The following is a 24047-nucleotide window of genomic DNA, read 5'->3' on the forward strand; positions in this document are numbered from 1 at the left end:
CCCCGTCCTACGACGGCGGCGACGCCGTCCGGGTCACGGCGAGCGGAACCACCCCCGCCGACCCGTCCAACGCGCTGCGTTACGAGGCCACCACGTGGGTCACGGCCGGGGGAAATGACCGTGTTCATGAGCGGTGGGGCGAGGACGACGCGGGTGGACAGGGAGCCCGTGCGGCCCGTGCCGGTCATGCCGCCTCAGCCTCCAGACGGCTCGGAGCGTTGCGCGCCGAGCGGAGTATTCCGGCTGCGCACGCGGCCACGACGCAGAACCCAAGGGGCAGCAGGAAGGTCAGGTTGAGCGGGACGAAGTGTGTCAGCGGTCCGATGACGGCGGGACCGGCCAGCATGCCGAGATAGCCCAGACCGGCGACACGCGAGACATTCGTTCCGGCGGCGCCCGGGTCGGCGTGGCCTGCGGCGCTGAAGAGCTGGGGGATGCAGCCGGACAGCCCGGCCCCGAACACGGCCCAACCGGCCAGGGCCAGCGGGATCCAGGTGGAGAACGTGGCTGTCGTCAGCCCGACTGCGGCCAGGGCCGCCCCGTAGCGGAGGATGGCGACGGGCCCGAAACGCATGGCCACTCGGTCGGTCAGCAGCCGGCCGATGGTCATGGCGGTTGCGAACGCACCGTAGGCGAGAGCGGCGGTGGCGGCGCTGGCGTTCAGGACGTCCCGCAGATGCAGAGTGCTCCAGTCGTTGGCCACTCCTTCGCAGAGCATGAGCATCAGCGCGAGCGCGGCCAGCGCCCAGATGCGGCGGGATGTCCGGGGCACCGGTTGCGCCACACCGCCGGAAGCCTTCTCGGCAGGGGAGGGGGCGTGTTCGGCCGACAGGAGTCCGCGGGCGGCGAGCGCGGCGACCGCGAGGCCGAGGACGGCCACCGAGCCGAGGGTCGCCGCCGGGCTCCAGCCCCAGCTCAGCGTGCGCGCGCCCACCAGCGCGGCAAGGACGCCGCCGATGGAGAACGTTGCGTGAAAGGCGGACATGACGGGGCGTCGGTAGCCCCGCTCGACCTGGATGGCGTGGGCGTTCATGCTGACGTCGAGGCAGCCGTTGCCGAATCCGAGCAGTGCGAGTGCGGCTCCCAGCGTCCACGCATCCGTGGCCAGACCCGGAAGGACCACGGCCGCGCTGCACAGAGCCGCACTCAGAGGTACGACGACGCGGGCGCCCCACCGATCGGTGAGTGGGCCCGTGATCCGCATCCCCGCGAAGGCTCCCGCGCCGAGGAGCAGCAGCAGCCAGCCGAGCACGGCATGACTGATGTCCACGTGGCGCTCGACGGCAGGGATGTGGACGACCCACATCCCCAGGACGAAGCCGTTCAGGGCGAAGTAGGCGGTCGTGACCAGGCGGCCGGTCCGCAGCGATTTCTCCATGCCAATGAACATATCTAACATCAATAATGTTCGAAAGATTGCGTTGTGAACATCGATAGTGTTCTATCGTTGATGTGGCGAGCACAGATCGACTGAGACGGATCACTGAGGCGGTACGTGGCGCGGGCAGTGCCGGCGTCGCGGAGCTGGCCGCCCTCACCGGGGCGTCGGAGATGACCATCCGCCGTGACCTGGAGACCCTGGCCGAGCAGGGCATTCTGGAGCGATACCGCGGAGGAGCGAGGAGCCTGCTGCTGCGCGGCGACGAACCCCCCTTCGGGATGCGGGCGACGGAGGGGCTGGAGGCCAAGCGACGCATCGCCTCCGAGGTTGCCGGGCTGATCGCCGACGGGGAGTCCGTCGTCCTCGACAGCGGCACCACCTGCCTGGAAGTGGCCCGCGCGCTGGAGCACCGCCGCCTGACGGTCATGCCACTGTCCCTGCACGCGGTGAATGCACTGACCGGAGCACGGGACCTCACGCTGCTGGTGCCCGGTGGCCGCCCCCGGCCGGGCGAGCTCGCACTCACCGGCCCGCTCGCCGAGGCATCGCTGGCCGCCCTGCGTTTCGACACCGCGGTCATCGGCTGCTGTGGACTGAACGCCGCGAACGGCCTGACCGCGTACGACTTGGACGACGCCGCCGTCAAGCGGGCCGCGATCGCGTCGGCCCGCCGCGTCATCGCAGTCACGGACGGCCCGAAGCTCTCCCGTACCGCCCTTGCTCTTGTCGCGCCTGCCACCGCACTGCACGCCGTCGTCACCGATGAGGCCGCGCCCGAGGCGGAAGTCGACGCACTGACTGCGGCGGGTGTGCACGTGCGACAGGTATGACAAGCGCGTCAGTTGAACGGCACCCGCACGTCACTCCGTCTTCCGTTCCCGGGCGGCTCAGCCGTTACGGTCGAAGAGCGTCTGGAGATACTCCTCCAGCCTGCTGGTGAGCAGAGCCTGGGTGAGGTCGTCCCGCCCCGGTTCGCGCCAGGACCCGGCGACCTTCTCCGCGTCCGGTGCGCAAGCGAGCGCATCCAGCATCCGCCAGTACAGGTGGGCTGCGGGATCATCGGCCGGGATGCCGCCCTCGGCGACGCAATGGTCGGCGAACAGGGCCCCGACGCGGGCACCGTGCAGCAGCGCCAAGGCTGTTGAGCAGTGGGCCACGTCCAGGTCTGCAGGCCACTGCAGCTGCGCCTGAGACCGCCCGACTCCTGACTCCGGTCCGGCTGCCGCTGTGACACACGTACGGTTCGCGCTCTCGCGAGGGCGGAATGATGAAAGAGTTCTCGGTGCAGTGGGACACGTCGATGTCCGCGTGTCCGAATGTCCGTATGGCGACGATGGGACAGATTCCATGCCTCTCAAGGGTGAGTACGAGCCGAGCCCCGCACAGTGGGTCCGCGATCAGGTCGAGCTGTTCGAGAGCTCGGGCGGCACGGAGGGGACCACCATGCGTGGTCTGCCGGTCATCATCCTGACCACGCGCGGAGCCAAGAGTGGAAAGATCCGCAAGACACCGCTGATGCGGGTCGAGCACGACGGAACGTATGCCGTGGTCGCCTCGCAGGGCGGCGCTCCGCAGCACCCCGTCTGGTACCACAACCTCACGGCGGACCCCCGGGTGGAACTCCAGGACGGCCCGGCACGGCAGGACATGAACGCCCGTGAGGTCACCGGCGAAGAGAAGGCCGTGTGGTGGGAGCGCGCGGTCGAGGCGTTCCCCGACTACGCGGACTACCAGCTGAAGACCGACCGGCAGATTCCCGTCTTCGTCCTGGAGCCGGCGGCCCGGAACCACTGACCACGACAAGGGATCCGGACAGGACGCTCGCGGACGAGCCACGGCTCTGGTTCGCCGTGCTGTACACCGACCTGCAGTGATTGCGCACGGTCACCCTCCGGGGTGCGGCGGAGAGAGGGCACTGATTGGCTGCGACGTGTCCCCACCCCCTCCCGTCCCCAGGAGCGATGATGAGCGTTGCAGGCGAGTCCGCCAGTCGTGCGCAGCAGACGCAGCACAAGGTGCGTGAGCTGAACGAGCGTGCCGAGCACACGAGCGATCCCAAGGAACGCCGCAGGCTGCACGATGAGGTCCGACGCCTGCTTGAGCCCATACAGCAGGGCGGACGCGCGGCCGAGGACAGGCCCGGACGCCGTGCCGGCAGTCAGAAGGACGAGTTCCCGCCCCGGTGACGCACCGTTCGCGTCCAGCGGTACCGATGGCCTCCCCCCGACCTGCAGGGGAGGCCATTCGTGCCCGCTAGGAGTCCACTCGACCCGCCGGTGCCGAGACGGGACGACGAAGCCCTTCGCGCCCTGGGGTCGGGAAACCGTCCACAGGGTGAGCCGGAGACGGTTGTCCGCCCGGGGCGCGCGCCGGTCGGCGTCGGCGGAGTCCGCTTCACGCTGAGGCTGCGGCGACGCAGAACTCGTTGCCCTCCGGGTCGGCCATCATCACGTGGTGTCCGCTGAACTCCTCCAGGACACTCCCGCCCGCCTTCACCAAACGCTCGGCCTCTGCCTTGATCCGCGCCCATCGCTCGTCGGGACTGCCGTGTCCGGGCACCCGGACGTCCATGTGGAGCCGGTTCTTTGCCGTCTTGGGCTCGGGGACTCTGAGGATGGAGAGGCGGGGGCCGGCCCCGTCAGGATCGCAGAGCCACGCGCCGTCATCCTCGGATTCGTCCTCCGGTAGGTCGAACTGCGCGAGGCACTCTTCGCGTGTGTTGAAAGGACGCGTGTGTTGAAAGGACGCGTGTGTTGAAAGGACGCGTGTGTTGAAAGGAGCAGGTGGTGGCTCATCGACCTAGCCCAGCGCCGTCTTCCAGAACGCGGCAAGGAGCTGCGCGTCTGCGCAATCAAGCGTCAGATCAATTCTGGTTGCCGTAGCAGGACCGTACTGCGCACCTTGAACCGCCCCGGGTTTGATGGAGACATCGAAGACCCGGAAGGATGCCGACCATGGCTGCTCCCCGTAAGTACCCCGACGAACTGCGCGAGCGTGCGACGCGGTTGGCGGTCGAGGCCCGCAAGGATCCGGCCGGCCGGGCCGGTGCGATCAAGCGGATCGCCGACCAGCTGGACGTACACCCCGAGGCCCTGCGCGGCTGGGTCAAGCGCGCCGAGACCGACGAGGGCATCGTTCCCGGCACCAGCAGCACCGACGCCGCACGGATCATGGAACTGGAGCGGGAGGTGAAGGAACTGCGGCGGGCGAACGCGATATTGAAGTCCGCCTCGGCTTTCTTCGCCGCGGAGCTGGACCGTCCACTGCGATGAAGGTCGCCTACATCGACCAGTACAAAGAGACGTTCGGCGTCCAGCCGATCTGCGATGTCCTCGCCGAGACGGACGCGCCGATCGCGCCGAGCACCTACTACGCCGCCCGCAACCGCCCGCCCTCGGCCCGCAGCCTGCGAGACGAGGAGATCACCGAGGAGATACGCCGGATCCACGAGGCCAACTACGGCGTCTACGGGGCCCGCAAGGTCCACGCCGCCCTCCTGCGTGAGGGATTCGAGGTGGCCCGCTGCACGGTCGAGCGCCTCATGCGCGCGGCCGGTCTGCGCGGAGTGATCCGGGCCAAGAGCCCACGCACCACCCGGCCGTCCCCCGAGACCGACAGGCCCGCCGATCTGGTGGAGCGGCAGTTCACCGCGACCGCGCCGAACCAGCTGTGGGTAGCGGACATCACCTACATCAGAACCTTCTCCGGCTGGGTCTACGCCGCCTTCGTCATCGACGTCTTCTCCCGCATGGTCGTCGGCTGGCAGGTCGCCACCTCCCTCTACACCGACCTCGCCCTCGACGCGCTGGAGATGGCCATCTGGCGCCGTCGGCACACCGGCGCCGACCTCACCGGCCTCACGCACCACTCGGACCGCGGAGTCCAATACCGAGCTCTTCGCTACACCGAACGTCTCGAACAGGAGGCCGCCGTGGCCTCGGTTGGCTCGAAGGGCGACTCGTATGACAACGCCCTGGCCGAGGCGTTCAACAGCCTGTTCAAGGCCGAGCTGATCCGCAACAAGGGACCGTGGACCGGCATCAACGACATCGAGATCGCGGTCGCCGAGTACATCGACTGGTTCAACCAGCGCCGCCTCCACGGCGAGCTCGGCCACGTCACCCCCGCCGAACACGAGGCCGCCCACTACCTCGCGGCCGAACCCCCTACGTCACTCCAGAGAACCAGCTAACTCAGTCTCCACGAAACCCGGGGCTTGACACCTCTGACAGTCAGCGCCTGGCGTGGGCCGTGTGTGGCGGATCGATGGCGCATTTCTGCGACGCGGCTCAGCCACGCTGGTAGGCGGCCGAGGCCGTGACGAGGGCCGCGGCCGGCACCCCGAGCACCGTCCGGCGACCGTCCAGGGCGTGGTACATGCGCGCTGGACGCGCAGGCCCTCCCTGGCGCGGCGGCAACGCACGAACCCCGGCTCATACACCACACTCTCGTAGCGACACACGTCCAGCACCGTGGGCCGCTTCGCCGTCACCGGCCATGGGCCGCGCCTCGCCGCGCACCCGGTGGGGCTGCGTCAGCCGCCGGTGCAGAGCGTGAGCGTAGGCCGTTCCAGTTCGAACCAGACGGCCAGGTCCAGTGTCCGCTCCAGACTGCTGCGGTCCGCGGTGCCGACCTGGCCGGGCTCGGCGGAAATGATCTCCCGCAGCCGGCCGCGGTCCAACAGGTCGAGGGCGGGGCTGTTGCCTGCCGACAGCATGTCGCGGACCTGGGTCTGCAGCTCCACAGCGTAGGCCGGGTCCTGGGTCGAGGGGTACGGGGTCTTGACCCGCTCCAGAACCGAACGCGGCAGCAGGTCAGCGGTGGCCGCCCGCAGCAGACTCTTCTCCCGGCCGTCGAACGTCTTCATCGACCAAGGGGTGTTGAAGACGTACTCGACCAGACGGTGGTCGCAGAACGGAACGCGCACCTCCAGACCGGTGGCCATGCTCAGTCGGTCCTTGCGGTCAAGCAGTACCCGCACAAAGCGGGTGAGGTGCAGATAGCACACCTCCCGCATCCGACGCTCCAGCGGATCGCGTTCCCCGTCCAGGCGGGGCACCTCCGCCATGGCCTCTTCGTAGCGCTGGGCCACGTAGCCTTCCAGGCCCAAACGTTCGCGCAGCCCGGGATCGAGCACCGAACTGCCGCCGCGGCCGCGCCGGCGCTCCAGGGCCGCCAGCCAGGGGAAAGTGCCGGCATCTCGAGCGGCAGGATCGTGGAACCATGCGTAGCCGCCGAAGACCTCGTCCGCGGACTCACCGGAGAGTGCCACCGTGGAGTGCTCGCGGATCGCCCGGAACAGCAGGAGCAGCGACTGGTCCAGGTCGCCCAGCCCCAGAGGCAGGTCCCGCGACCGCACGGCTGCCGCGCGCACGCTCGGATCCGCCAGCCCCTCGGGGGCGAGGACGATGTCCTGATGGTTGGTTCCGACGTGCCTGGCTACGTCGTGCACATAGGGAGTGTCCGGGGTGGCCCGCAGATCGTCAGGGACGAAGTTCTCGCTCTGGCCGACGAAGTCGACGGCGAAGCTGCGCACGGTCTCCTTGCCGCGCAGCTGTTCGGCTGCCAGCGCGGTGACCGCGCTGGAGTCGAGCCCGCCCGACAGCAGGATGCACCGGGGCACGTCGGAGACCAGCTGGCGGCGGACGATGTCGTCGAGCAGCTCGCGTACCCGCGCGACGGTGTCGTCGCGGCTGTCGGTGTGCGCGACCGAGCGCAGCTGCCAATAGGGGTGGGTGCGCAGGCCGGAGCGGTCGACGGTCACCAGTGTGCCCGGCTCCACCTCCCGCATCCCTCTCCAGATCGCGTGACCTGGGGTCTTGGCCATCGAGAACAGTTCGCGCAAACCCTCCAGATCCACCTCGCGGGGCACCATCGGGTTCGCCAGGATGGCCTTCGGCTCGGAGCCGAACAGCACGCCGTCCTCGGTGGGGAAGTAGTACAGCGGCTTGATGCCCATCCGGTCGCGCATCAGGTGCAGCCGCTCGGTGCGGCCGTCCCAGATCGCGAACGCGAACATGCCGTTCAGTCGCTCGGGGAGGTCGGCGTCCCATTCCAGGTAGCCGCGCAGCACGACCTCGGTGTCGCTGTCGGTACGGAAACGCTGGCCGTTTCGACGCAGTTCGTCGCGCAATTCCCTGTAGTTGTAGGCCTCTCCCGAGTAGAGCAGCACGACATCGCCGTCCGGGGTGCGCTCCGTCATCGGCTGGACGCCGCCGGGCAGGTCGATGATGGCGAGTCGGCGATGGCCCAGCGCCGCGTGTCTGTCGAGCCACAGGCCGTGTGCATCCGGTCCACGGCAGGCCATCGTGACGTTCATGGCTTCGGCGGTGAAGCGTTCCTGCCGCAGGTCGCGCCGGTAGGACACCCAGCCGGAGATTCCGCACACGGAGTGGCCCTCCTTGTCGTGGAGAAAGCATCCAGGGGATGCACACCTTGCCGACTATAGGGATCAAGTAGACATAACGGGTGGCTGATGTCAGCCTCTCCGCCAGCGAGTTTCTTGCTGGCTGGCTACGCAACCCCCCATGTGCCGGTCGGTCTCACGCGCTGCGGGATCCGGATCCGGGGCGGTCACCGGTGGATGTTCTGGCCGGGTGCCCGGGTGCCCGGGTGCCCGGGTGTGCGTAGTGCCAGTCCTCGGTGCGGTGACTGAAATGGCGGTGAGCCGCACCATCGGCGGCGGAAGCGATCGATTCTGCTCCGGCCGGTGGAATTGCCGCCGATATCATGCACGGCATGATTAATTCATACGCCGGCCTTGACGATGCTGGGGTTGCGATAGCTGCGGCACATGCCGGCGCCGACGTGGTGCGCACCATGTACGGCCAGCAGCTCACCCGCATCGACAAGGGAGCCGGGGACTTCGCCACCGCCGCCGATGTCGAGGCCGAGAGGACGATCCTCGGCGTCATCCGTGCCGCTCGACCCGAGGATGCGGTGCTCGGCGAGGAGGGCGGGCAGCAGGGGACCGCCGAGGCTGGGCGCCAGTGGCTGGTGGATCCCTTGTGCGGCACGCTGAACTACGCCGTCGGCAACATGCTGGTGGCCGTCAACGTGGCGCTGCGCGACGGGGCGGCGGCGGTGGCCGACCCGTTCAGCGGCGAGGTCTTCTTCACCGACGGTGAGACCGCCTGGGTGCGGCACAACGGGGCCGATGTGCAACTGGTGCCCACGTCCGTCACCCAACTGGTGGACGTCAACCTGGATCCGCCGTTCCCGAACGCACCTGACTTCCGGGCCGTGGAGCTGTTGGCCCACCCGAAGTTCATCGAGCGGTTCCGGCCGCGGGTCGTGTCCACGACGTTGGCCCTGGCCTGGGTCGCCGCCGGCAAGCGTGCAGCGTACGTCACCGATGGCGGCGACCTGTCCGAGAGCGTGCATTTCGCCGCCGGCATCGCTCTGTGCCGGGCCGCCGGCTGCGTCGTCACCGGGATCGACGGCGCCCGGATCGGGCAGGGAAGCCGCGGACTTGTCGTGGCGGCCGACGCCGAAACCCACGGGCTACTGATGTCGGTGATCCGCGACCGAAGCGAGAACCGCACCTGAAGGGTCGCCCTCGCGCGCTTCAGCGGTGTTCCGGGTTCGGGAAGTCGAAGCGGCAGCCCGCCTCCCATTCGGATCGCTGGTTGCCGTGCGCCGGAATCCCGCCCGCCCGCTTGAGCATGGCCGCCAGGTGCATCAGGTTCCACGTCATGAAGGTGGTGTTCCGATTGGTGAACTCGTTGTCGGGCCCGCCGGACCCGGGGTCGAGATACGACGGTCCTGGGCCCGCCTCCCCGATCCAGCCCGCGTCGGCCTGCGGCGGGATGGTGTACCCGAGGTGCTGGAGGCTGTAGAGCACGTTCATCGCGCAGTGCTTCACGCCGTCTTCATTGCCGGTGATCAGGCAGCCGCCGGCCCTGCCGTAGTAGGCGTACTGACCCTTCTCGTTGAGCAGGCTGGAACAGGCATAGAGCCGTTCGATCACCTTCTTCATGACCGACGAGTTGTCTCCCAGCCAGATGGGGCCGGCCAGCACGAGGATGTCGGCCGCCATCACCTGGTCGTACAGTGCGGGCCACTCGTCACTGGCCCAGCCGTGTTCCGTCATGTCCGGCCAAACGCCGGTCGCGATGTCGTGGTCGACGGCCCGTACGACGTCGACGCCTACGCCCTGCGCCTCCATCACGTCCCGGCTCTTGTCGATCAGCCCTTGTGTGTTGCTGACTTCGGGTGAGCGTTTGAGCGTGCAGTTGACGACGAGGGCGCGCAGGTCGTCGTAGCGGGCGGGCGATGAGTCGGCAGCGGGCGACTGGGTGGTCACAGGTCCTCCTGGCTTCCGCCGCCGTGCCGTCACGGCGGTGCAACACCGACCATCGTGCTGGCAGGGATCTGGATACGGCTGTTATGGCGCAGTCGAGCACCGGTGATCACTCCGACAGCCGAACACCCGGCAGGACGAGCCTTGACGGACGTGCCCGTCACCCGGCCGGGGGTCGGTGCGTGGTTCGCCCGCCGGCATGTGCATACGTTCGGGCCATGGACACCCACCGCACCTCCGGTCCGCAGAGCTCCGAGACGGGGACCGAGGACGTCGCGAACCTGATGGTCCGCTGTCTTGAGGCTGAGGGCGTGGATTACATCTTCGGGATTCCGGGCGAAGAGAATATCCGCTTCGTCGATGCCCTGGACGGCTCGCACATCCGCTATGTCCTGGTCCGCCACGAGCAGGGCGCCTCGTTCATGGCCGAGATCTACGGACGCCTGACCGGGCGGGCCGGGGTCTGCTCGGCCACGCTGGGGCCCGGTGCGATCAATCTCCTGCTGGGCGCCGCGGACGCGACGACCAACAGCACACCGCTCGTGGCTCTCGCTGCCCAGGGATCGCTGGGCCGGGTACACAAGGAGTCCCATCAGGTCATCGATCTGGTGTCGATGTTCGCGCCGGTCACCCGGTGGTCCGCTCGCGTGCACAGCCCTGTCGCGGTGCCCGAGATGGTACGGAAGGCGTTCAAGACCGCGCAGAGCGAGCGTCCGGGTGCGGTCTTCGTAGCGGTCCCCGAGGACATCGAAGCCTCACGGATCACCGAGCCGCTCAACCCCCTGCAGGTCGACACGGTCCATGCCGACGCGCCGTCGCCCTCCCAGATCGCCCGGGCCGCGGAGGTTCTCGCGACGGCGCGCCGACCGGTCGTGCTTGCCGGACACGGTGCCGCGAGAGGCAAGGCATCAAAGGCTCTCATGCGTTTTGCCGAGCAGCTGAACGTGCCTGTGGCGACCACCTTCCATGGGAAGGGAGTTTTCCCCGACGACCACCCGAACGCACTCGGGGCGGTCGGCTTTATGCGCCACGACTATTCCAACTTCGGCTTCGACGCCGCGGACGTCCTCATCTGCGTCGGCTACGAAGTCCAGGAGTTCGACCCGGTGAAGATCAATCCGGACGGCGACAAGCGCATCGTTCACCTGCACCGGTTTCCCGCCGAGGTGGATGCACACTACCCGGTCACGGTCGGCGTCGAGGGCGATCTTTCGCAGGCACTGGACGCACTGGCGGGAGCGCTGCCGGACAGCCTCGACTACGAGTCAGGGCCCGGTGCGCACATCCGGGCCCTGCTCAACGAGGAGCTGGCGTACGGACGACGGAGCGACGCATGCCCGCTCGTGCCGCAGCGCGTGGTCGCCGACGTGCGAGCGGCACTCGGTCGCGACGACATCGTGCTCGCCGACACCGGCGCCGGAAAGATGTGGATGGCCCGCCTGTATCCCGCGTACGAGCCGGACACCTGCCTGGTCTCCAACGGACTGTCCACCATGGGTTTCGCGCTGCCCGGTGCCATCGCCGCGAAACTGGCCCGCCCGGAGCAGCGTGTGCTGGCCATGATGGGCGACGGCTCTTTCCTGATGAACTCCCAGGAACTGGAGACTGCCGTTCGCGAACACATCCCGCTGGTGGTCCTCGTACTGGTCGACGAGGAGTACGGCCTGATCACCTGGAAGATGGAGCTCGAACTCGAACGCCACAGCCACACCCGCTTCACCAATCCGGACTTCGTCGCCTACGCCGAGAGTTTCGGCGCCCACGGCTACCGCATCGAGACGGCCGGTCAGCTACTGCCGGTGCTGCGGCGTGCGCTGGCCGGCGACGGGGTGTCGGTGATCGCCTGCCCCGTCGATTACTCCGAGAACCTGCGGCTCACAGAGCGGCTCGGCGCGCTCCAGGGCCCGTTCTGACTTCACGTGTCAACAACGCTTGTGATCACTGCACTTTGGGTCATTGATGGACGTGCCCAGCAGGCGGCTCATGGCGGACGGCCGGCTTGTCGTACCTCGTGGAGGGCTTCCGGATCAGTCGGTGTCGAGGCCATCGACCAGACGGTTGAGGAACCGGGTGAACGTGGCTTCCGGAGTGAGCGGGTGTCCGGGTGCGGAGAGGGCCTCGGCGAGCTCCGGGTGGTGGCCGTCCGCGGCGACAGCGGCGAGGTAACGGGCTTCGGCTGCGGTCCGGTCGGGCGATGCCGCGGCTGCGGCCTGCGCGATCTCGTGGGCGACGTGCCCGGCGACGAATCCGGTGAGCTGGGCGAAGACCTCCAGCTTCGCTGCGCCGTCCAGCCCGGTGGGCCGCAGGGCGGCAAGTGCGTGCTCCAGGAAGACCAGGGTGTTGGGGCCGGGTGTCCGGCGGGCCGACAGGGCGGCGGGCAGCCAGGGGTGCCGGAGCATATGGGCGCGCTGGAGGTGGGCGATGGCCTTCAGGTCGGTGCGCCAGTCGCCGGTGCGGTCGTCCGGCGTCGGCAGTTCGCCGCTGACGTGGTCGACCATCAGTTCCAGCAGCGTTTCCTTGTCGGGGGCGTAGCTGTAGAGCGACATTGCGCCGGCTCCAACCTGTGCGGCGACCCGTCGCATGGTGACCGCGTCGAGCCCTTCCGCGTCTGCGAGGGCGACGGCTGCCGCTGTGATCGCCTCGCGGCTGAAGGTGGGCCTGCGCCCCCTGCGGGGCCGGGTGGGACCGAGCCAGAGTTGCTGTGGGTCGACGCTCATGGCGCCGGACCCGCCGTCAGGGGTCACGATCTTCGTATTCCTTTCCTGGTCGCTGCCTCTCGCATCGAAGCCATCCAAGCATCCACTATTCTCGTACGTAGTACGAGAATAGTGGAGGGCAACGATGACATCACACATGCACGACGCTGGGCCGAGGTCGGCCTGGATGCCGCCTTCCGGGAAGCCGCCGCTGTCCGCACGGATGATGAGAGCGACCTGGCGCAATCTCCCGGCCAAGCGGCACGAAGCCGGGTGGGAGCCGGGACTGGTGGTGCCGGCCGCCGATGGCAGCCCGTTGCGTACGGATCACTACTTTCCGCGTGCGGAGGGAGACTTCCCCACCCTTGTCGTGCGCTCGCTCCATACCGAGTGAATCGACGGGGCCACGGACAAGTGCCGCGGCGAACTGAGGCAGGATGCGACGCAGCACGGCCGCGTGGTCGGTCCAGTCCGGGGCATCCCAGGTGCGACGCAGGAGGTCGGGGTCCAACTCCAGGCCCGGCGCTTTCAACTGCGCGAGTTCCTGCGCGCTGCCCCAGTGACACGGACAGTTGTACTCGTCGGAACGGGCGGTCATGCCAAGGAAGGTGACGGCGAGGCCGTCCAGTGCAGCGCTGAGACGGAGTCGAGCGGGAGCCTCGTCACGATTCATCGGGGGCGCACGTCCTTCAGGTACTCCAGAGGGCTTCCGCCGGCCGAAGATTCCTACCCTACGTGGCCTCGATACTGGCTTCGTCGTGGCCTGGCACGGCGGGAACATCATCGCCTGACGCCATGACCGTGGCACTGTTCCTCTGACCCACCGACCCGCTGGGTGATCGGTTTGACCAGGGGGTGAACTCGGCGGAACGCGCACCCCATGACACGTTCCTCACCGGACTCGGGCCACCGTCCGTGCACAAGATGCCGCCTGCTGCCAGGCTGTGCCAACGTGGAGGGAGCAGCGGCGCAGCCCCGTCGTGCCGGGGCCGGAAATGAGGTGCCGATGGACCCGGTCGATGCCCTGCGGCGGATTGCCTTCCTGCTGGAACGCGACCAGGCTGCCACGTACCGCGTCCAGGCGTTCCGTAAGGCCGCCGCCACGGTGGGGGCGATGACGGGCCACGAGATCGCGGAACGAGTGGCGTCGGGGTCGCTGGAGTCGGTCAGGGGCATCGGGCCGAAGACGGCACAGGTGGTGTGTGAAGCGCTGGCCGGGGAAGTCCCGGGCTACCTCCAGCGGCTGGAGGCCGCCGCGGCTCCCCTCACGGAAGGGGGTGAAACGCTGCTCGCCCTGCTGCGTGGCGACTGCCATCTGCACTCCGACTGGTCGGACGGCGGAAGTCCGATCGAGGAGATGGGACGGACGGCGATCGAGCTGGGGCACGAGTGGGCGGTCCTCACCGACCACTCACCCCGGCTGACTGTGGCGAACGGACTGTCGCCCGAACGGCTGCGCCGCCAAGGGGAGGTCGTAGCCGCACTCAACGAGCAGTGGGCACCGTTTCGGCTGCTCACCGGCATCGAGTGCGACATCCTTCCGGACGGCTCCCTCGACCAGGAGGACCGACTGCTGGAGCAGCTCGACGTGGTGGTCGTGTCCGTCCACTCCAAGCTGCGAATGGACGCACGGGGCATGACGCGCCGGCTGGTCGCGGCCGTTCGCCATCCGCAGGCGGATGTGCTGGGGCACTGCACGGGCCGTCTGATCACCGGCCGGGGACGCCCGGAGTCGGAGTTCGACGCGGACGAGGTCTTCGCCGCGTGTGCCGAGGCGGGCACCGCGGTGGAGATCAACAGCCGTCCGGAGCGGCTCGATCCGCCGCGGCGTCTGCTGCGGCAGGCCGTCGACACAGGTGTGCTGTTCGCGATCGATACCGACGCGCACGCGCCGGGACAGCTCGATTGGCAGATCTTCGGCTGCGCCCGGGCAGAGGAGTGCGGTGTGCCCGCCGAACGGGTCATCACGTCGTGGCCGGTGGACGAACTGCTGGCCTGGTCATGACGCCGAGCCCGGTCGGTTCGTGGCGAGGGCGAGGACAGGGAGGGCCGGTGACTTCGCGCCCATGCAGCGGAGCCCCGTGTAGGTGATCGTCACCGTCCCGGTCAGTCCGGAGGCCGCTGGTCGTTCTCCTCCCAGCAGGCCACCCTGCGGCGTTTGGACAAGGCATTCCAGGCGTTCTTCCGCCGGGTCAACAACGGTGAGACGCCGGGGTACCCGCGCTTCAAGGGCGTCGGGCACTTCGACACGGTCGTCTTCCCGAAGGACGGCGACGGCTGCCGCTGGGACTCCACCCCGCACGACCCCGTCACCCGCGTCCGCCTCCAAGGTGTCGGGCACGTCAAGGTCCACCAGCACCGGCCGGTGGCCGGCAAGGTCAAGACCATCAGCGTCACGCGCGAGGGCCGTAAGTGGTTCGTCATGCTGACCGCCGAACAGGCCGCACCCGAGCCTTCGCCCCCGACCGGCAGCGTGGTCGGTATCGACCTGGGCATTGCCAACTTCCTCGCGGACTCGGCCGGCGGGTTCGTCGAGAACCCGCGTCACGGCCGGAAGGCTGCGGGGAAGCTCGAAGGGGCTCAGCGGGCGCTGTCCCGGTGCACGCGCGGCAGCAAGCGCCGCCGCAAGGCCGTGGAGACAGTCGCCGCCCTGCATCGCAAGGTCCGCCGCCGGCGCCTCGATCACGCGCACAAAACCGCGCTCGACCTCGTACGCGAACATGACTTCATCGCGCACGAAGACCTCAGGATCCGCACCATGAGCCGGGCCCCCGCACCGAAGCCCGACCCTGATCAGCCGGGCAGCTTCCTGCCCAACAAAGCCGCGGGCAAGGCAGGGCTGAACCGTTCGATCAACGATGCCGGTTGGGGGGTGTTCCTGACGATCCTGACCGCCAAGGCTGAAAGCGCCGGACGGGAAGTGATGGCCGTGGACCCCCGCAACACCTCCCGGCGGTGCCCCGCATGCGGCCACACCGCCAAGGAGAACCGGCCCACCCAGGAGAAGTTCCACTGCACCGTGTGCGGCCACATTGCGCACGCCGACACAGTGGGCGCCCTGAACGTTCTACGGGCCGGGCTGGCCCGTCGCGAAGCCCAACCGGCATAGCGAGAAGCCACCCCCTTCAGGGGGCGGAGGAGTCACGTGGCAGGGATCGTCGCCACGCGCCCCGGCGGGGGAGCATCTCATGCGCGGGTGCCACTTCTTGAGCAATCGCTCAACTCCCTGTTATTGTCCGCGTCGAGAGCAGGTTGAGCGGTCGCTCAAATGCTGTGGGGCGGGGGCGGGAACGGCATGGGGCTGTACATCGAGACGCGCATTCGCGCAGACCTTGAAGACCTTTGGGAGCAGACCCAGAATCCTGCGCAGCACCAGCGGTGGGATCTCCGTTTCACCGAGATCGCCTGTCTGCCGGGCGGGCACAGCGATGCCCAACGGTTCCGCTACGCGACCCGCGTGCTCCCCTTCCTGACCGTCACGGGAACTGGCATCAGTGCGGGCGAGCGCCGTCGGGCAGACGGCGAGCGGGTCTCGGCGCTCAGGTTCGTATCGGCCCACCCACTCTCCCTGCTGGCCGAGGGCAGCGGCTACTGGCGCTATGTACCGACACCGGACGGCATCCGCTTCCTGACCGGCTACGACTACAGGACGCGTTGGGGTCGCTCCGGGGCCGGCGTGGACCGCCTGGTCTTCCGGCCTTTGATGGGCTGGGCCACCGCCTGGTCCTTCGACCGGCTGCGACTCTGGTGCGAACGCGGCATCAGCCCTGCCCGCTCGCTCTGGCACGCGCTCGCCGAGCTCGGCGTACGGCTGCTGGCCGTCCTCTCGCTCCTGTCTTTCGGACCTGCCGCCGCGTTCGTTGCCGTCATGGCCTCGCTCCTGCTGCCGCCCCTGCCCACTACACCCGCGGCGCGTCGGTGTCTGCGCAGGCCTCCGGCCCGGACCGCCACCCCACCCTCCTCGCCCGTCTGGAGCGTCCATGACTTCGATCTTCCGCCTCGCCATGGGTCAGGACTTCGACCGGCTGCATCCCCAGTTGCGACGGCGCTTCTCGGTCGGCCTGGAGAACGGTGAGGCATGCATCGGCCACGGTGTCATGGACCGGATCTGGCACGGGCGGCCTTTCGTGAAGCCGTTCCTTGCCCTCGGCGGCACGCGCAACGTCCTCGTTCCCCGGACCGGCCGTCACATCCCCTTCACGATAGAGAACGTGCCGTACACCGACTCCTTCGGCCGCGAGACCGTCACCTTCGTGCGCACGTTCGCGCTGCCCGGCGGAACGCGCAGGTTCGACGCCACCATGGTCCACAGCCCCGAACGGTCCTGTGTCCTGGACTATCTCGGCACCCACCAGCATCTCGCCAGCGATCTCTGGCTGAGCGCCGAGCCCGATGGTTCTCTTCTGATCCGATCCGGCGAACACCGGTTCCGGGAGGGGCCGTTCGACTTCCGGGTCCCAGAAGTCCTCGGAGGCGACGCCGAGGTGCGCGAATCCTTCGACGACATGACTGGCCGGTTCCGTATTCGGGTGGCGGTGACGAATAGGCGCTTCGGCCCACTGTTCGGATACGAGGGGACGTTCCGCGCCCATTATGTCGACGCCCATCGGCACGGCGTCCGCGCGGGCCTGCGCCCTGTACGGGAAGAGGCGCGGGCGTGACCGGGGCGACCGATGGCCAGGACACCCGGACGAAACTCATGGAAGGCGCCCTGAACACGCTCTCCAAGCACGGTATCGCCAAGACCTCTGCCCGCTCTGTCGCAGCCGCAGCGGGGGTCAACCAGGCTCTGGTCTTCTACCACTTCGGCTCCGTCGACGAACTCCTGGCAGCAGCTTGCCGCTACGGGGCCGAACAGCGTGTGGTCCGCTATCGCGACCGCCTGGCTTCCGTCAGCACTCTCACCGAACTCCTTCAGTGCGGGCGCGAGTTGCATGCCGAGGAGCGGGCGGGTGGCCACGTCGCCTTCCTCGCTCAGCTCCTGGCCGGCGCCCAGACCCAACCGCGCCTCGCTCCGGCAACCGCGGCCGGACTGAAGCTCTGGACCGACGAGATCGAGAAGGTTCTGACCCGGGTCCTTGGCTCCACCGTGCTCGCCGACTTCACCGACCCCGCCGGTCTGGCCCGGACGGTGGTGGCGTCGTTCGTTGGTCTGGAACTGTACGAAGGGGTCGACCATGACGGCGCCGAACAGGCACTCGATGCGTTGGAGCAGCTCGCCACCCTGGTCAACGTCCTGGAAGAACTCGGGCCCGTGGCTCAGCGAACCGTGCGGCACACGATTCGGCACACCATGCGGCGCACCAGCACCTCGCGAGCCGTGAAGGACGAGCAGGGGCAGCAGGGCGCGCCGACTCCGGCGAGCATCGCCAGGAGGAAGGTGCGGCGCGCGAAGTAGGGGAGGGGGCGGGTGTCCCGAGGGACATCCCTTGGGGCGCCGCCGCGGCCACGAAGCAGTTCACGCACCGAGTGCACACGCCACGGCTTGATCTTGTCCGTAACGGGTCTGACACCCGTTGCCGAAACCGACCCGGTCCTGTCGTGATCGGCTCACCCGGCATCGTTAACTGACGGGATATCAGTGGACCTGGCTGGCACCGCTGTTGCTCACGAGGAAGGAGCCGGGTCGTCCACCGGGTTCACACGCAACGAGCAGCTTTCCGAGAACGGCAAGGGTGAGCTGATTCAGCGCGTGTGCGCACCGCAGGGATCGACGAACCCGGCCTTCGCCGACAAACCGAAGGACCGGATCCTCAACCGTATGGACCCCGACCATGTCCATGAGGTGCAGTTGGGCGGGCGGTGTGACCGGTAGCCTCAAGATGCTCGACCGGTTCGCAATGCCGGCCGTGAGGAATAGTTCTGCCCCAGTGTCGTCTCCGACGAACCTTTCTTCGCTCTGTGAGTGTCGCCGGGCTTCCCCATCCCTTCCGTGGGTCCGACCGGAATGGCCACTGCTTCGCCTGCCGGGCCGCTCTCCGACCGCTACGGCTCACCGCGTCCTCTCGCCATCGGCGGATCCGTCGACCCGACTGACGTAGCAGTTCGGGCTGCCGCTTCTCGTTCGTACGCCCGGTCGGCCCCCTGGTGTCACACCTTCGATATGCCCAATATGACAGCTAATCGGGCCATCAGTACGTTTCATCACAGGTCGGCTGTACGGCCGGCGTCTCTGAGACAGGAAGAAGTGACATGACCACGCGCAACTTCGCTGTGACCGCCGCCGTAGTAGGCGCATCGGTCCTTGCCGTCACCGGCATCACCTATGCCTCGGCCGACGGATCCACCCAGGCCGCCCCGCCCGTCCAGAAGGCCGCCCCGTCCGCATCGTCCGTCCCGAAGGCCGCCCCGTCCGTCCAGAAGGCCGCCCCGTCCGTCCCGAAGTCCGTGCCGTCCGCCCCGAAGGCCGACCCTGCCGAGACGCTCCCCAATGGAGACAATGGATACGGGACAGGAAGCGGCGGCCGTGATAACGGCGGCCGTGATGACGGGGGTAGCGATTATGGGGGACGTGATGACGGGGGTAGCGGCTATGGGGGACGTGACGATGAGGGACGTGATGACGGGGGTCGCGGCTACGGGGGGCGCGACCAGGGCTACGGCCGTGGGGAAGAAGGAAGAATTCAATTCAACGATCGGACGTACTCCGCCGCCTCCGAGGGCTGCATCACCGCGGCCAGCGGACTGGGCTCAACCAGCTTCAGCATCAGTAACGACAGCTGGAAGACCGTTCAGGTCTACCGAGGGTCCACCTGCGACAACGGCTCTCCGGTCGCTACCGTCGGTCCGCACGGCGCCACCCACGGCGTCGTGACCCCCACGGTCGAGGGCGGCTTGTTCGCCAACGATGCAACCGTGGGCAGTTTCCTGGTGATCGGTGACTACTACGACAGGTGGTAACACCGCCCCCGCATCACTTGGAACCCGCGGTCCGTCGGAATCGGTCCGGGGCTTCCGGGAGGTCGGCCAGGGCCAGCAAGGGGCGTCGCGTCGGACAAGGACGCCGCCAGGTCCCGACCGGTAGCCGGTGCGCCGTCAACTCCGACGCCAGGAACGCCCGGGGCAGAGCTGGGCAGATCGATGGCAGAGGGGTGGACGGGCAATCGAGGCTCCTGGTGGAAGACGTTGCTCGGCAACTCATCCACCGGGAGCTTCGTCACGTCCCCCGGGAACCTCTTGTGCTCACGGCGCGAGGGTCTCGTGGGAACGGAGCAGTGCGCCTCGTCGCGGTACCAGGTGGGCGGGCAGTGGGTGACCAGCGGCCGTCCCATCGCCTGCTCGGCCGGCAGCTGCCGGACATGGCGGAGCCCGACCTGGCTCGGTGTTGACCGCCGGGCGCGTCCCACACGGGCCGGGACTGTCGGAGTCACGGGCGTGTGCTGAACTGTCGGTGATACGTCTGATTCAGGAGCACCTTTTGACCAGTTACCGGCAGCCCGGCGTCGTTCTCACCGACCGCCATTTCACCGTCCCGCTCGACCACGCCGATCCGGGCGGCGAGCAGATCAGGATCTTCGGCCGGGAGGCCGTCGCGAGCGGCAGGATCGACGACGAGCTGCCGTGGCTGGTGTACCTGGAGGGCGGACCCGGCTTCGGCGCCCGTCGTTTCGTCGGTACGGAGGCCTGGCTGGGGCGGGCGGTGAAGGAGTTCCGGGTGCTGCTGCTCGACCAGCGCGGCACCGGGCTGTCCACACCGGCCAATCGACAGACCCTTCCGCTGCGCGGCGGCCCACGTGAGCAGGCCGACTATCTCGCCCAATTCCGGTCCGACAACATCGTGCGCGACTGCGAGCTGATCCGGCCGCAGCTGACCGGCGGCGCCCCGTGGACCGTGCTCGGGCAGTCGTTCGGTGGCTTCTGCGCGGTCCGTTATCTGTCGGTTTCCCCTGAGGGGCTCGAGGCCGTTCTGATCACCGGGGGACTGCCCTCGCTCGACGCCCACGCCGACGACGTGTACCGGGCCGCGTACCCGCGGATCGAGCGGAAGGTCGCCGCCCACTACGCTCGCTACCCGCAGGACGTCGAGCGCGCCCGTGAGATCGCCGCGTATCTCCTGGAGCACCGCCCGGAGAGCGCCGGACACCGCCTGACGCCCGAGGGATTCCAGTCCCTCGGCATCATGCTGGGCGGCGACAGCGGCAGCCATCAGCTGCACTACCTGCTGGAGAACGCCTTCGTCCGTACGCCGATGGGCACCGAGCTCTCCGACACGTTCCAGGAGGCCGTGCGCACCGCCAACTCGTATGCGGGCCACCCGCTGTACGCCCTGATGCATGAGGCGATCTACGGCCAGGGCAAGGAGCCCACCGGCTGGTCCGCCGAGCGGGTCCGCGCCGAATTCCCGCAGTTCGATGCCGCCACCGCCCTGGGCGGCGACGCGCCCCTGCTCTTCACCGGCGAGAGCATCCACCCCTGGCACTTCGATGTGGACCCGGCCCTGCGTCCGCTGCGTGAGACCGCCGAACTGCTCGCCTCCCGTACCGACTGGCCCGAGCTGTACGACACCGAGAGGCTCGCCGCCAATGACGTACCAGTGGCCGCGGCTGTCTATCACGACGACATGTACGTCGACACCGAGCACGCGCTGCGCACCGCCGCGGCGATTCGCGGACTGCGCACCTGGGTGACGAACGAGTTCGAGCACGACGGGCTGCGTGCCGGGGGGCCGCGGGTGCTGGACCGGCTGCTCGCCCTTGTCCGGGACGAGCTCTGACCTGCTTGTTCACGGCAGGAGCCGGTCACGCGGGTGGCGTGACCGGCTCCTGCCGTACGGGTAGGTCCGGACCGCTTCAGCCCTGCAGGGCGTCCAGCGTGGCGGCGAAGTCCGCGGCCGGGAAACGCCGGCCCGCGAGCAGGCCGGCCACCACGAGCGAACCGGCGGCGAACCGGTCCTGACGCTCCATCGGCCAGGTGGCCCGGGCGCCGGCGGGACGGTCCAGGTCGTGGCCCTCGCCCTCCCATGCGGAGGTGCCGCCGGACAGCGTGACGGCGTCGATGTCCGCCGCGGCGAGAATGTCGCAGGCCCGGGTGGAACGCACCTCGGAGGCGCACACCACGAGCAGGGATCCACGGGCCGCCGCCTTCAGGGCGGGCAGCGCCTCTTCGAGACGGTCCATCGGGATGTTCAGCGCCCCGGGCGCGTGCCCGGAGATCGCCCGGAGCCCGGACGTCGGTGACGGTGAACTCCGCGATCCGCGCTGCGGCCTGGGCGGGGGAGAGGGAGGCGGGGCTGGTCGCGAGGGAGGATTTCTTTCCTACCTCTCCGGGGCGTACCCCGGAGAGGTAGGATAGAGGATACCCCTTGGGGTATTCGGAGGAGGATGTGTGGAAATAGACATGGCGGCCGACGAACTGAAGTCGGTACTCAACCGCCTTCGCCGCGCTCAGGGCCAGCTTGCCGCGATCATCAGGATGATCGAGGAGGGCCGGGACTGCGAGGACGTCATCACGCAGATGGCAGCCGTTTCGCGCGCGCTCGACCGGGCCGGTTTCGCGATCATCGCGACGGGCCTCCAGCACTGCATGGCCGACGACGGCGCAGAACCGGCCGACCGGGACCAGATGCGCGCCCGGCTGGAGAAGCTCTTCCTCTCGCTTGCCTGAGCCCGGATCCCGGGTCGGTGCCGTGGCTCAGGCCAAGGCACCGACCAGCATGATGAGGGCCACGGCGAGCACCGCGAACGCCGCTGTCAGTACACCCGGCGGAATCCGGACCGACAGTGCCCCGGCCACCGCCGCCGGCGCGATGCCGGCACTGCGAAGAGGCCGCCGGTCCGCCAGCGGACGCGACCGTCCCTGGCGTGCGCGACCAGAGCAGAACCGCCGCACCATCGGCGGTCCGGCGGAGGGCCTCGGCCGGGGTGACACGGCCGGGGCCGCGCCCGAAGAAGGACATCAGGGAAGACATGGGGAAGTGCTCCAGAAGTACGGGACGGGAGTCCGAGGGTCAGTTGGCGGCCGGTGCGGTGCCACTCGTCCCGTCGGGGGCACCGGCTGCCGGATCCGCGAGCGTCAGGCCGGCTGCCTCAGCCGCGCCGAGACCGTCGTCGACTGCCACGACCTGGCGCCCGGCGGCGTCCAGCAGCGACGCCGCGATGGCTGCCCGCATCCCGCCTGCGCAGTGCACCCACACCACTCCGCCCGGCAACTCGGCCAGCCGCTTGGGTAGCTCGTGCACCGGAATGTGCACTGACCCGGCGAGCGCACCGGTGCGGCGCTCGGCGTCCCTGCGGACATCGAGAACTACCGTCTGTTCGCCGCGCTCACGTGCCGCAGCCAGCCCCGCGAAGTCCGACCTGGGGAACGAGCGCAGCTCTTCCGCCGTGCGGACCCAGGACCGCGGGTCACCGGTCGCGGCGGCCACCGGGCGGCCGATGCCAACCCGGGTCAGCTCGCGCTGGGCGTGCGCGACGTCGGCGGCGCTGCTCGCCAGCAGGGTGACGGGCCTGCCCCACGGGATCAGCCAGGCGAGGTACGTGGCGAGCTGCCCCTCACCCTCGAAATTGAACGAACCGGCGACATGCCCCTCGGCGAACGCCACCCGGCTTCGCAGATCCACCACCCACTCACCCTCGGCCAGCCGTCGCGCGATCTGCTCGGCGTCGGCCGGGGCGGGCGGGGTCAGATCGACCGGATCGGGACCTGCGGCGTTGGTCGGGCCCATGTGCGCGTAGTAGGCGGGGACGTCGTCCAGTCCGGCGAGCAGTTCGGCGACGAAGGTGTCCACATCCTTGATGAGCGCGTCGTTACGGGACCGCTCGGCGCCGATCGTCGTGGTGTTCCCATCGGCCTGTGCGGAGGAACAGAAACTACCGAAGCCATGGGTCGGCCATACGGGAACGGCGTCGTCGAGCTCGTCGGCGAGCCGGTGCACGGAGGCGTGCTGGGCACGGGTCAGCGCTGCGGTCAGCCGGGGCTCCACCAGGTCGGGCCGGCCCACGCTGCCGATCAGCAGCGAACCGCCGGTGAAGGCGGCCACCGCGCGGCCGTCCTCCTCCAGTACGTACGAGGTGTGGTGCGACGTGTGCCCGGGGGTGGCCATCGCGCGCACCGTCAGCCCCTCGTCGACCGGGGCGGTGTCCCCGTCGGCGACCGGAACCCGGTCGAAGGAGACCAGTGCGGCGGCGGGCACCAGGTACTGGGCCCCGGTGACACGCGCCAGCTCCAGGCCGCCCGTCACGTAGTCGTTGTGCAGATGCGTCTCCACGACCAGAGCGATCCGCACGCCGCGCCGTGCTGCCGCGGCGATGACCCGGTCGATGTCGCGAGGCGGGTCCACCACCAGCGCGGAGTGCCGGCCGCCCGTCAGATAGCTGCGGTTGCCGAGGCCGGCGGTCTCCAGGGTGTCGACGAAGAACACGGTGTGACTCCTTCACTAAAGTTTGCCCCAGGGGGTATCTCTCATCAACACGAGCGCTTATACCCCCGGGGGTATTTCCGGATTCCGGTGTGACGTACGGAACGACAGACGGCTGTCGCCTGCCCTGCCCTGCGGCGCGAGGTCGCCGATGCGTTCGCCACTCGCAGGCCCTCCTGTCGTGGCGGGTGGCGACTGCACGGTAGATCGTGAGCGGGCTGATCGTCCGCTCGACCTCGTTTCCGCGTGTGTGCGGGCACCCGCGCGGACGTCGGCACGGGGGGCCCTGGGGGGACACACGACGTCGGCGGT

19 protein-coding genes, 8 pseudogenes and 1 other annotated feature are annotated in these 24047 nt (G+C 68.9%); of the genes and pseudogenes, 16 read left to right on the forward strand and 11 right to left on the reverse strand.

Annotated features, from left to right (window positions below; translation table 11 throughout):
• Positions 1-188, reverse strand: a 188-nt coding sequence (locus tag AB0N06_RS23660) for a hypothetical protein (RefSeq protein ID WP_366136677.1), incomplete at its 3' end; no start/stop codon positions are given.
• Entirely contained in the window at positions 185-1378 is a 1194-nt protein-coding gene (locus AB0N06_RS23665) for an MFS transporter (protein WP_366136678.1), read from the reverse strand. The genes AB0N06_RS23665 and AB0N06_RS23660, both read right to left, overlap by 4 nt.
• Positions 1379-1452: 74 nt before the next feature.
• Here AB0N06_RS23665 and AB0N06_RS23670 point away from each other — a divergent pair, with 74 nt between their 5' ends.
• A complete protein-coding gene (locus AB0N06_RS23670; RefSeq protein ID WP_366136679.1) occupies positions 1453-2211 on the forward strand; it encodes a DeoR/GlpR family DNA-binding transcription regulator in 759 nt (252 codons plus the stop codon).
• 57 nt (positions 2212-2268) lie between these two features.
• Here AB0N06_RS23670 and AB0N06_RS23675 read toward each other — a convergent pair.
• A pseudogene (locus tag AB0N06_RS23675) lies at positions 2269-2556 on the reverse strand (aminoglycoside phosphotransferase family protein); the annotation flags it as partial.
• Positions 2557-2728: 172 nt separating this feature from the next.
• Here AB0N06_RS23675 and AB0N06_RS23680 point away from each other — a divergent pair.
• Together AB0N06_RS23680 and AB0N06_RS23685 are read left to right on the forward strand one after the other, a co-directional pair.
• Positions 2729-3175: a nitroreductase family deazaflavin-dependent oxidoreductase gene (locus tag AB0N06_RS23680; protein WP_366136680.1), complete on the forward strand. Its 447-nt coding sequence runs from the start codon at positions 2729-2731 to the stop codon at positions 3173-3175.
• Between the two features lie 167 nt (positions 3176-3342).
• Positions 3343-3567: a DUF6381 family protein gene (locus tag AB0N06_RS23685; protein ID WP_366136681.1), complete on the forward strand. Its 225-nt coding sequence runs from the start codon at positions 3343-3345 to the stop codon at positions 3565-3567.
• Positions 3568-3775: 208 nt separating this feature from the next.
• On the opposite strand, the pseudogene AB0N06_RS23690 reads toward AB0N06_RS23685, so the two are convergent.
• Positions 3776-4303, reverse strand: a pseudogene (locus tag AB0N06_RS23690) (VOC family protein).
• 32 nt (positions 4304-4335) lie between these two features.
• On the opposite strand from AB0N06_RS23690, the gene AB0N06_RS23695 reads away from it, so the two are divergent.
• Positions 4336-5573 (forward strand): IS3 family transposase gene (locus AB0N06_RS23695; protein ID WP_366136682.1). Its coding sequence is split into 2 segments (ribosomal slippage): positions 4336-4615 and positions 4615-5573, totalling 1239 coding nucleotides; the frame shifts between segments, so codons are not numbered across the junction.
• Positions 4614-4742, forward strand: a sequence feature (AL1L pseudoknot). It overlaps the preceding gene by 129 nt.
• Before the next feature lie 342 nt (positions 5574-5915).
• Here AB0N06_RS23695 and asnB read toward each other — a convergent pair.
• On the reverse strand, positions 5916-7769 hold the full coding sequence (gene asnB, locus AB0N06_RS23700) for an asparagine synthase (glutamine-hydrolyzing) (RefSeq protein ID WP_366136683.1): 1854 nt from the start codon (positions 7767-7769) through the stop codon (positions 5916-5918).
• 350 nt (positions 7770-8119) lie between these two features.
• Between asnB and AB0N06_RS23705 the strand changes: the two genes are divergently transcribed.
• A complete protein-coding gene (locus AB0N06_RS23705; RefSeq protein ID WP_366136684.1) occupies positions 8120-8929 on the forward strand; it encodes an inositol monophosphatase family protein in 810 nt (269 codons plus the stop codon).
• A gap of 19 nt (positions 8930-8948) precedes the next feature.
• Here AB0N06_RS23705 and AB0N06_RS23710 read toward each other — a convergent pair whose 3' ends face one another.
• Entirely contained in the window at positions 8949-9686 is a 738-nt protein-coding gene (locus AB0N06_RS23710) for a flavodoxin family protein (protein WP_366136685.1), read from the reverse strand.
• Between the two features lie 215 nt (positions 9687-9901).
• Between AB0N06_RS23710 and AB0N06_RS23715 the strand changes: the two genes are divergently transcribed.
• A complete protein-coding gene (locus AB0N06_RS23715) occupies positions 9902-11596 on the forward strand; it encodes an acetolactate synthase large subunit (RefSeq protein WP_366136686.1) in 1695 nt (564 codons plus the stop codon).
• A gap of 114 nt (positions 11597-11710) precedes the next feature.
• On the opposite strand, the gene AB0N06_RS23720 is transcribed toward AB0N06_RS23715, so the two are convergent.
• Entirely contained in the window at positions 11711-12427 is a 717-nt protein-coding gene (locus AB0N06_RS23720) for a TetR/AcrR family transcriptional regulator C-terminal domain-containing protein (protein ID WP_366136687.1), read from the reverse strand.
• A 139-nt stretch (positions 12428-12566) separates the two neighbouring features.
• Here AB0N06_RS23720 and AB0N06_RS23725 point away from each other — a divergent pair.
• Positions 12567-12758, forward strand: a pseudogene (locus AB0N06_RS23725) (peptidase S15); the annotation flags it as partial.
• Between the two features lie 3 nt (positions 12759-12761).
• Here AB0N06_RS23725 and AB0N06_RS23730 read toward each other — a convergent pair.
• Positions 12762-13052 (reverse strand): annotated as a pseudogene (locus AB0N06_RS23730) (hypothetical protein); the annotation flags it as partial.
• A 333-nt stretch (positions 13053-13385) separates the two neighbouring features.
• On the opposite strand from AB0N06_RS23730, the gene AB0N06_RS23735 reads away from it, so the two are divergent.
• The 8 genes and pseudogenes from AB0N06_RS23735 (at position 13386) to AB0N06_RS23770 (ending at position 21092) form a co-directional block, all read left to right on the forward strand.
• Positions 13386-14384: a PHP domain-containing protein gene (locus AB0N06_RS23735; RefSeq protein WP_366136688.1), complete on the forward strand. Its 999-nt coding sequence runs from the start codon at positions 13386-13388 to the stop codon at positions 14382-14384.
• Positions 14385-14495: 111 nt separating this feature from the next.
• A pseudogene (locus AB0N06_RS23740) lies at positions 14496-15488 on the forward strand (transposase); the annotation flags it as partial.
• Positions 15489-15674: 186 nt separating this feature from the next.
• Positions 15675-16363 (forward strand): annotated as a pseudogene (locus AB0N06_RS23745) (hypothetical protein).
• On the forward strand, positions 16360-17040 hold the full coding sequence (locus AB0N06_RS23750) for a DUF4166 domain-containing protein (protein WP_366136689.1): 681 nt from the start codon (positions 16360-16362) through the stop codon (positions 17038-17040). Before AB0N06_RS23745 ends, AB0N06_RS23750 begins: the two are co-directional and overlap by 4 nt.
• Positions 17041-17078: 38 nt before the next feature.
• Positions 17079-17777 (forward strand): TetR/AcrR family transcriptional regulator, encoded by a 699-nt coding sequence (locus AB0N06_RS23755; protein ID WP_366136728.1) that lies wholly within the window; start codon positions 17079-17081, stop codon positions 17775-17777.
• 183 nt (positions 17778-17960) lie between these two features.
• Positions 17961-18194: a hypothetical protein gene (locus tag AB0N06_RS23760; RefSeq protein ID WP_366136690.1), complete on the forward strand. Its 234-nt coding sequence runs from the start codon at positions 17961-17963 to the stop codon at positions 18192-18194.
• A 377-nt stretch (positions 18195-18571) separates the two neighbouring features.
• Entirely contained in the window at positions 18572-19279 is a 708-nt protein-coding gene (locus AB0N06_RS23765) for a hypothetical protein (RefSeq protein ID WP_366136691.1), read from the forward strand.
• A 517-nt stretch (positions 19280-19796) separates the two neighbouring features.
• Entirely contained in the window at positions 19797-21092 is a 1296-nt protein-coding gene (locus tag AB0N06_RS23770) for an alpha/beta fold hydrolase (RefSeq protein ID WP_366136692.1), read from the forward strand.
• A gap of 112 nt (positions 21093-21204) precedes the next feature.
• On the opposite strand, the pseudogene AB0N06_RS23775 reads toward AB0N06_RS23770, so the two are convergent.
• Positions 21205-21571: pseudogene (locus AB0N06_RS23775) on the reverse strand (rhodanese-like domain-containing protein); the annotation flags it as partial.
• Positions 21572-21703: 132 nt separating this feature from the next.
• Here AB0N06_RS23775 and AB0N06_RS23780 point away from each other — a divergent pair.
• Positions 21704-21982 (forward strand): metal-sensitive transcriptional regulator, encoded by a 279-nt coding sequence (locus AB0N06_RS23780; RefSeq protein WP_266978054.1) that lies wholly within the window; start codon positions 21704-21706, stop codon positions 21980-21982.
• Positions 21983-22045: 63 nt separating this feature from the next.
• On the opposite strand, the pseudogene AB0N06_RS23785 reads toward AB0N06_RS23780, so the two are convergent.
• Both AB0N06_RS23785 and AB0N06_RS23790 read right to left on the reverse strand, forming a co-directional pair.
• Positions 22046-22197, reverse strand: a pseudogene (locus AB0N06_RS23785) (sulfite exporter TauE/SafE family protein); the annotation flags it as partial.
• 128 nt (positions 22198-22325) lie between these two features.
• The gene (locus tag AB0N06_RS23790; RefSeq protein ID WP_366136693.1) at positions 22326-23738 is read right to left on the reverse strand and encodes an MBL fold metallo-hydrolase; all 1413 of its coding nucleotides are present in this window, start codon (positions 23736-23738) and stop codon (positions 22326-22328) included.
• Positions 23739-24047 lie beyond the last annotated feature (309 nt).

Source organism: Streptomyces sp. NPDC051020 (genome assembly GCF_040683105.1).
Lineage (GTDB): Bacteria > Actinomycetota > Actinomycetes > Streptomycetales > Streptomycetaceae > Streptomyces.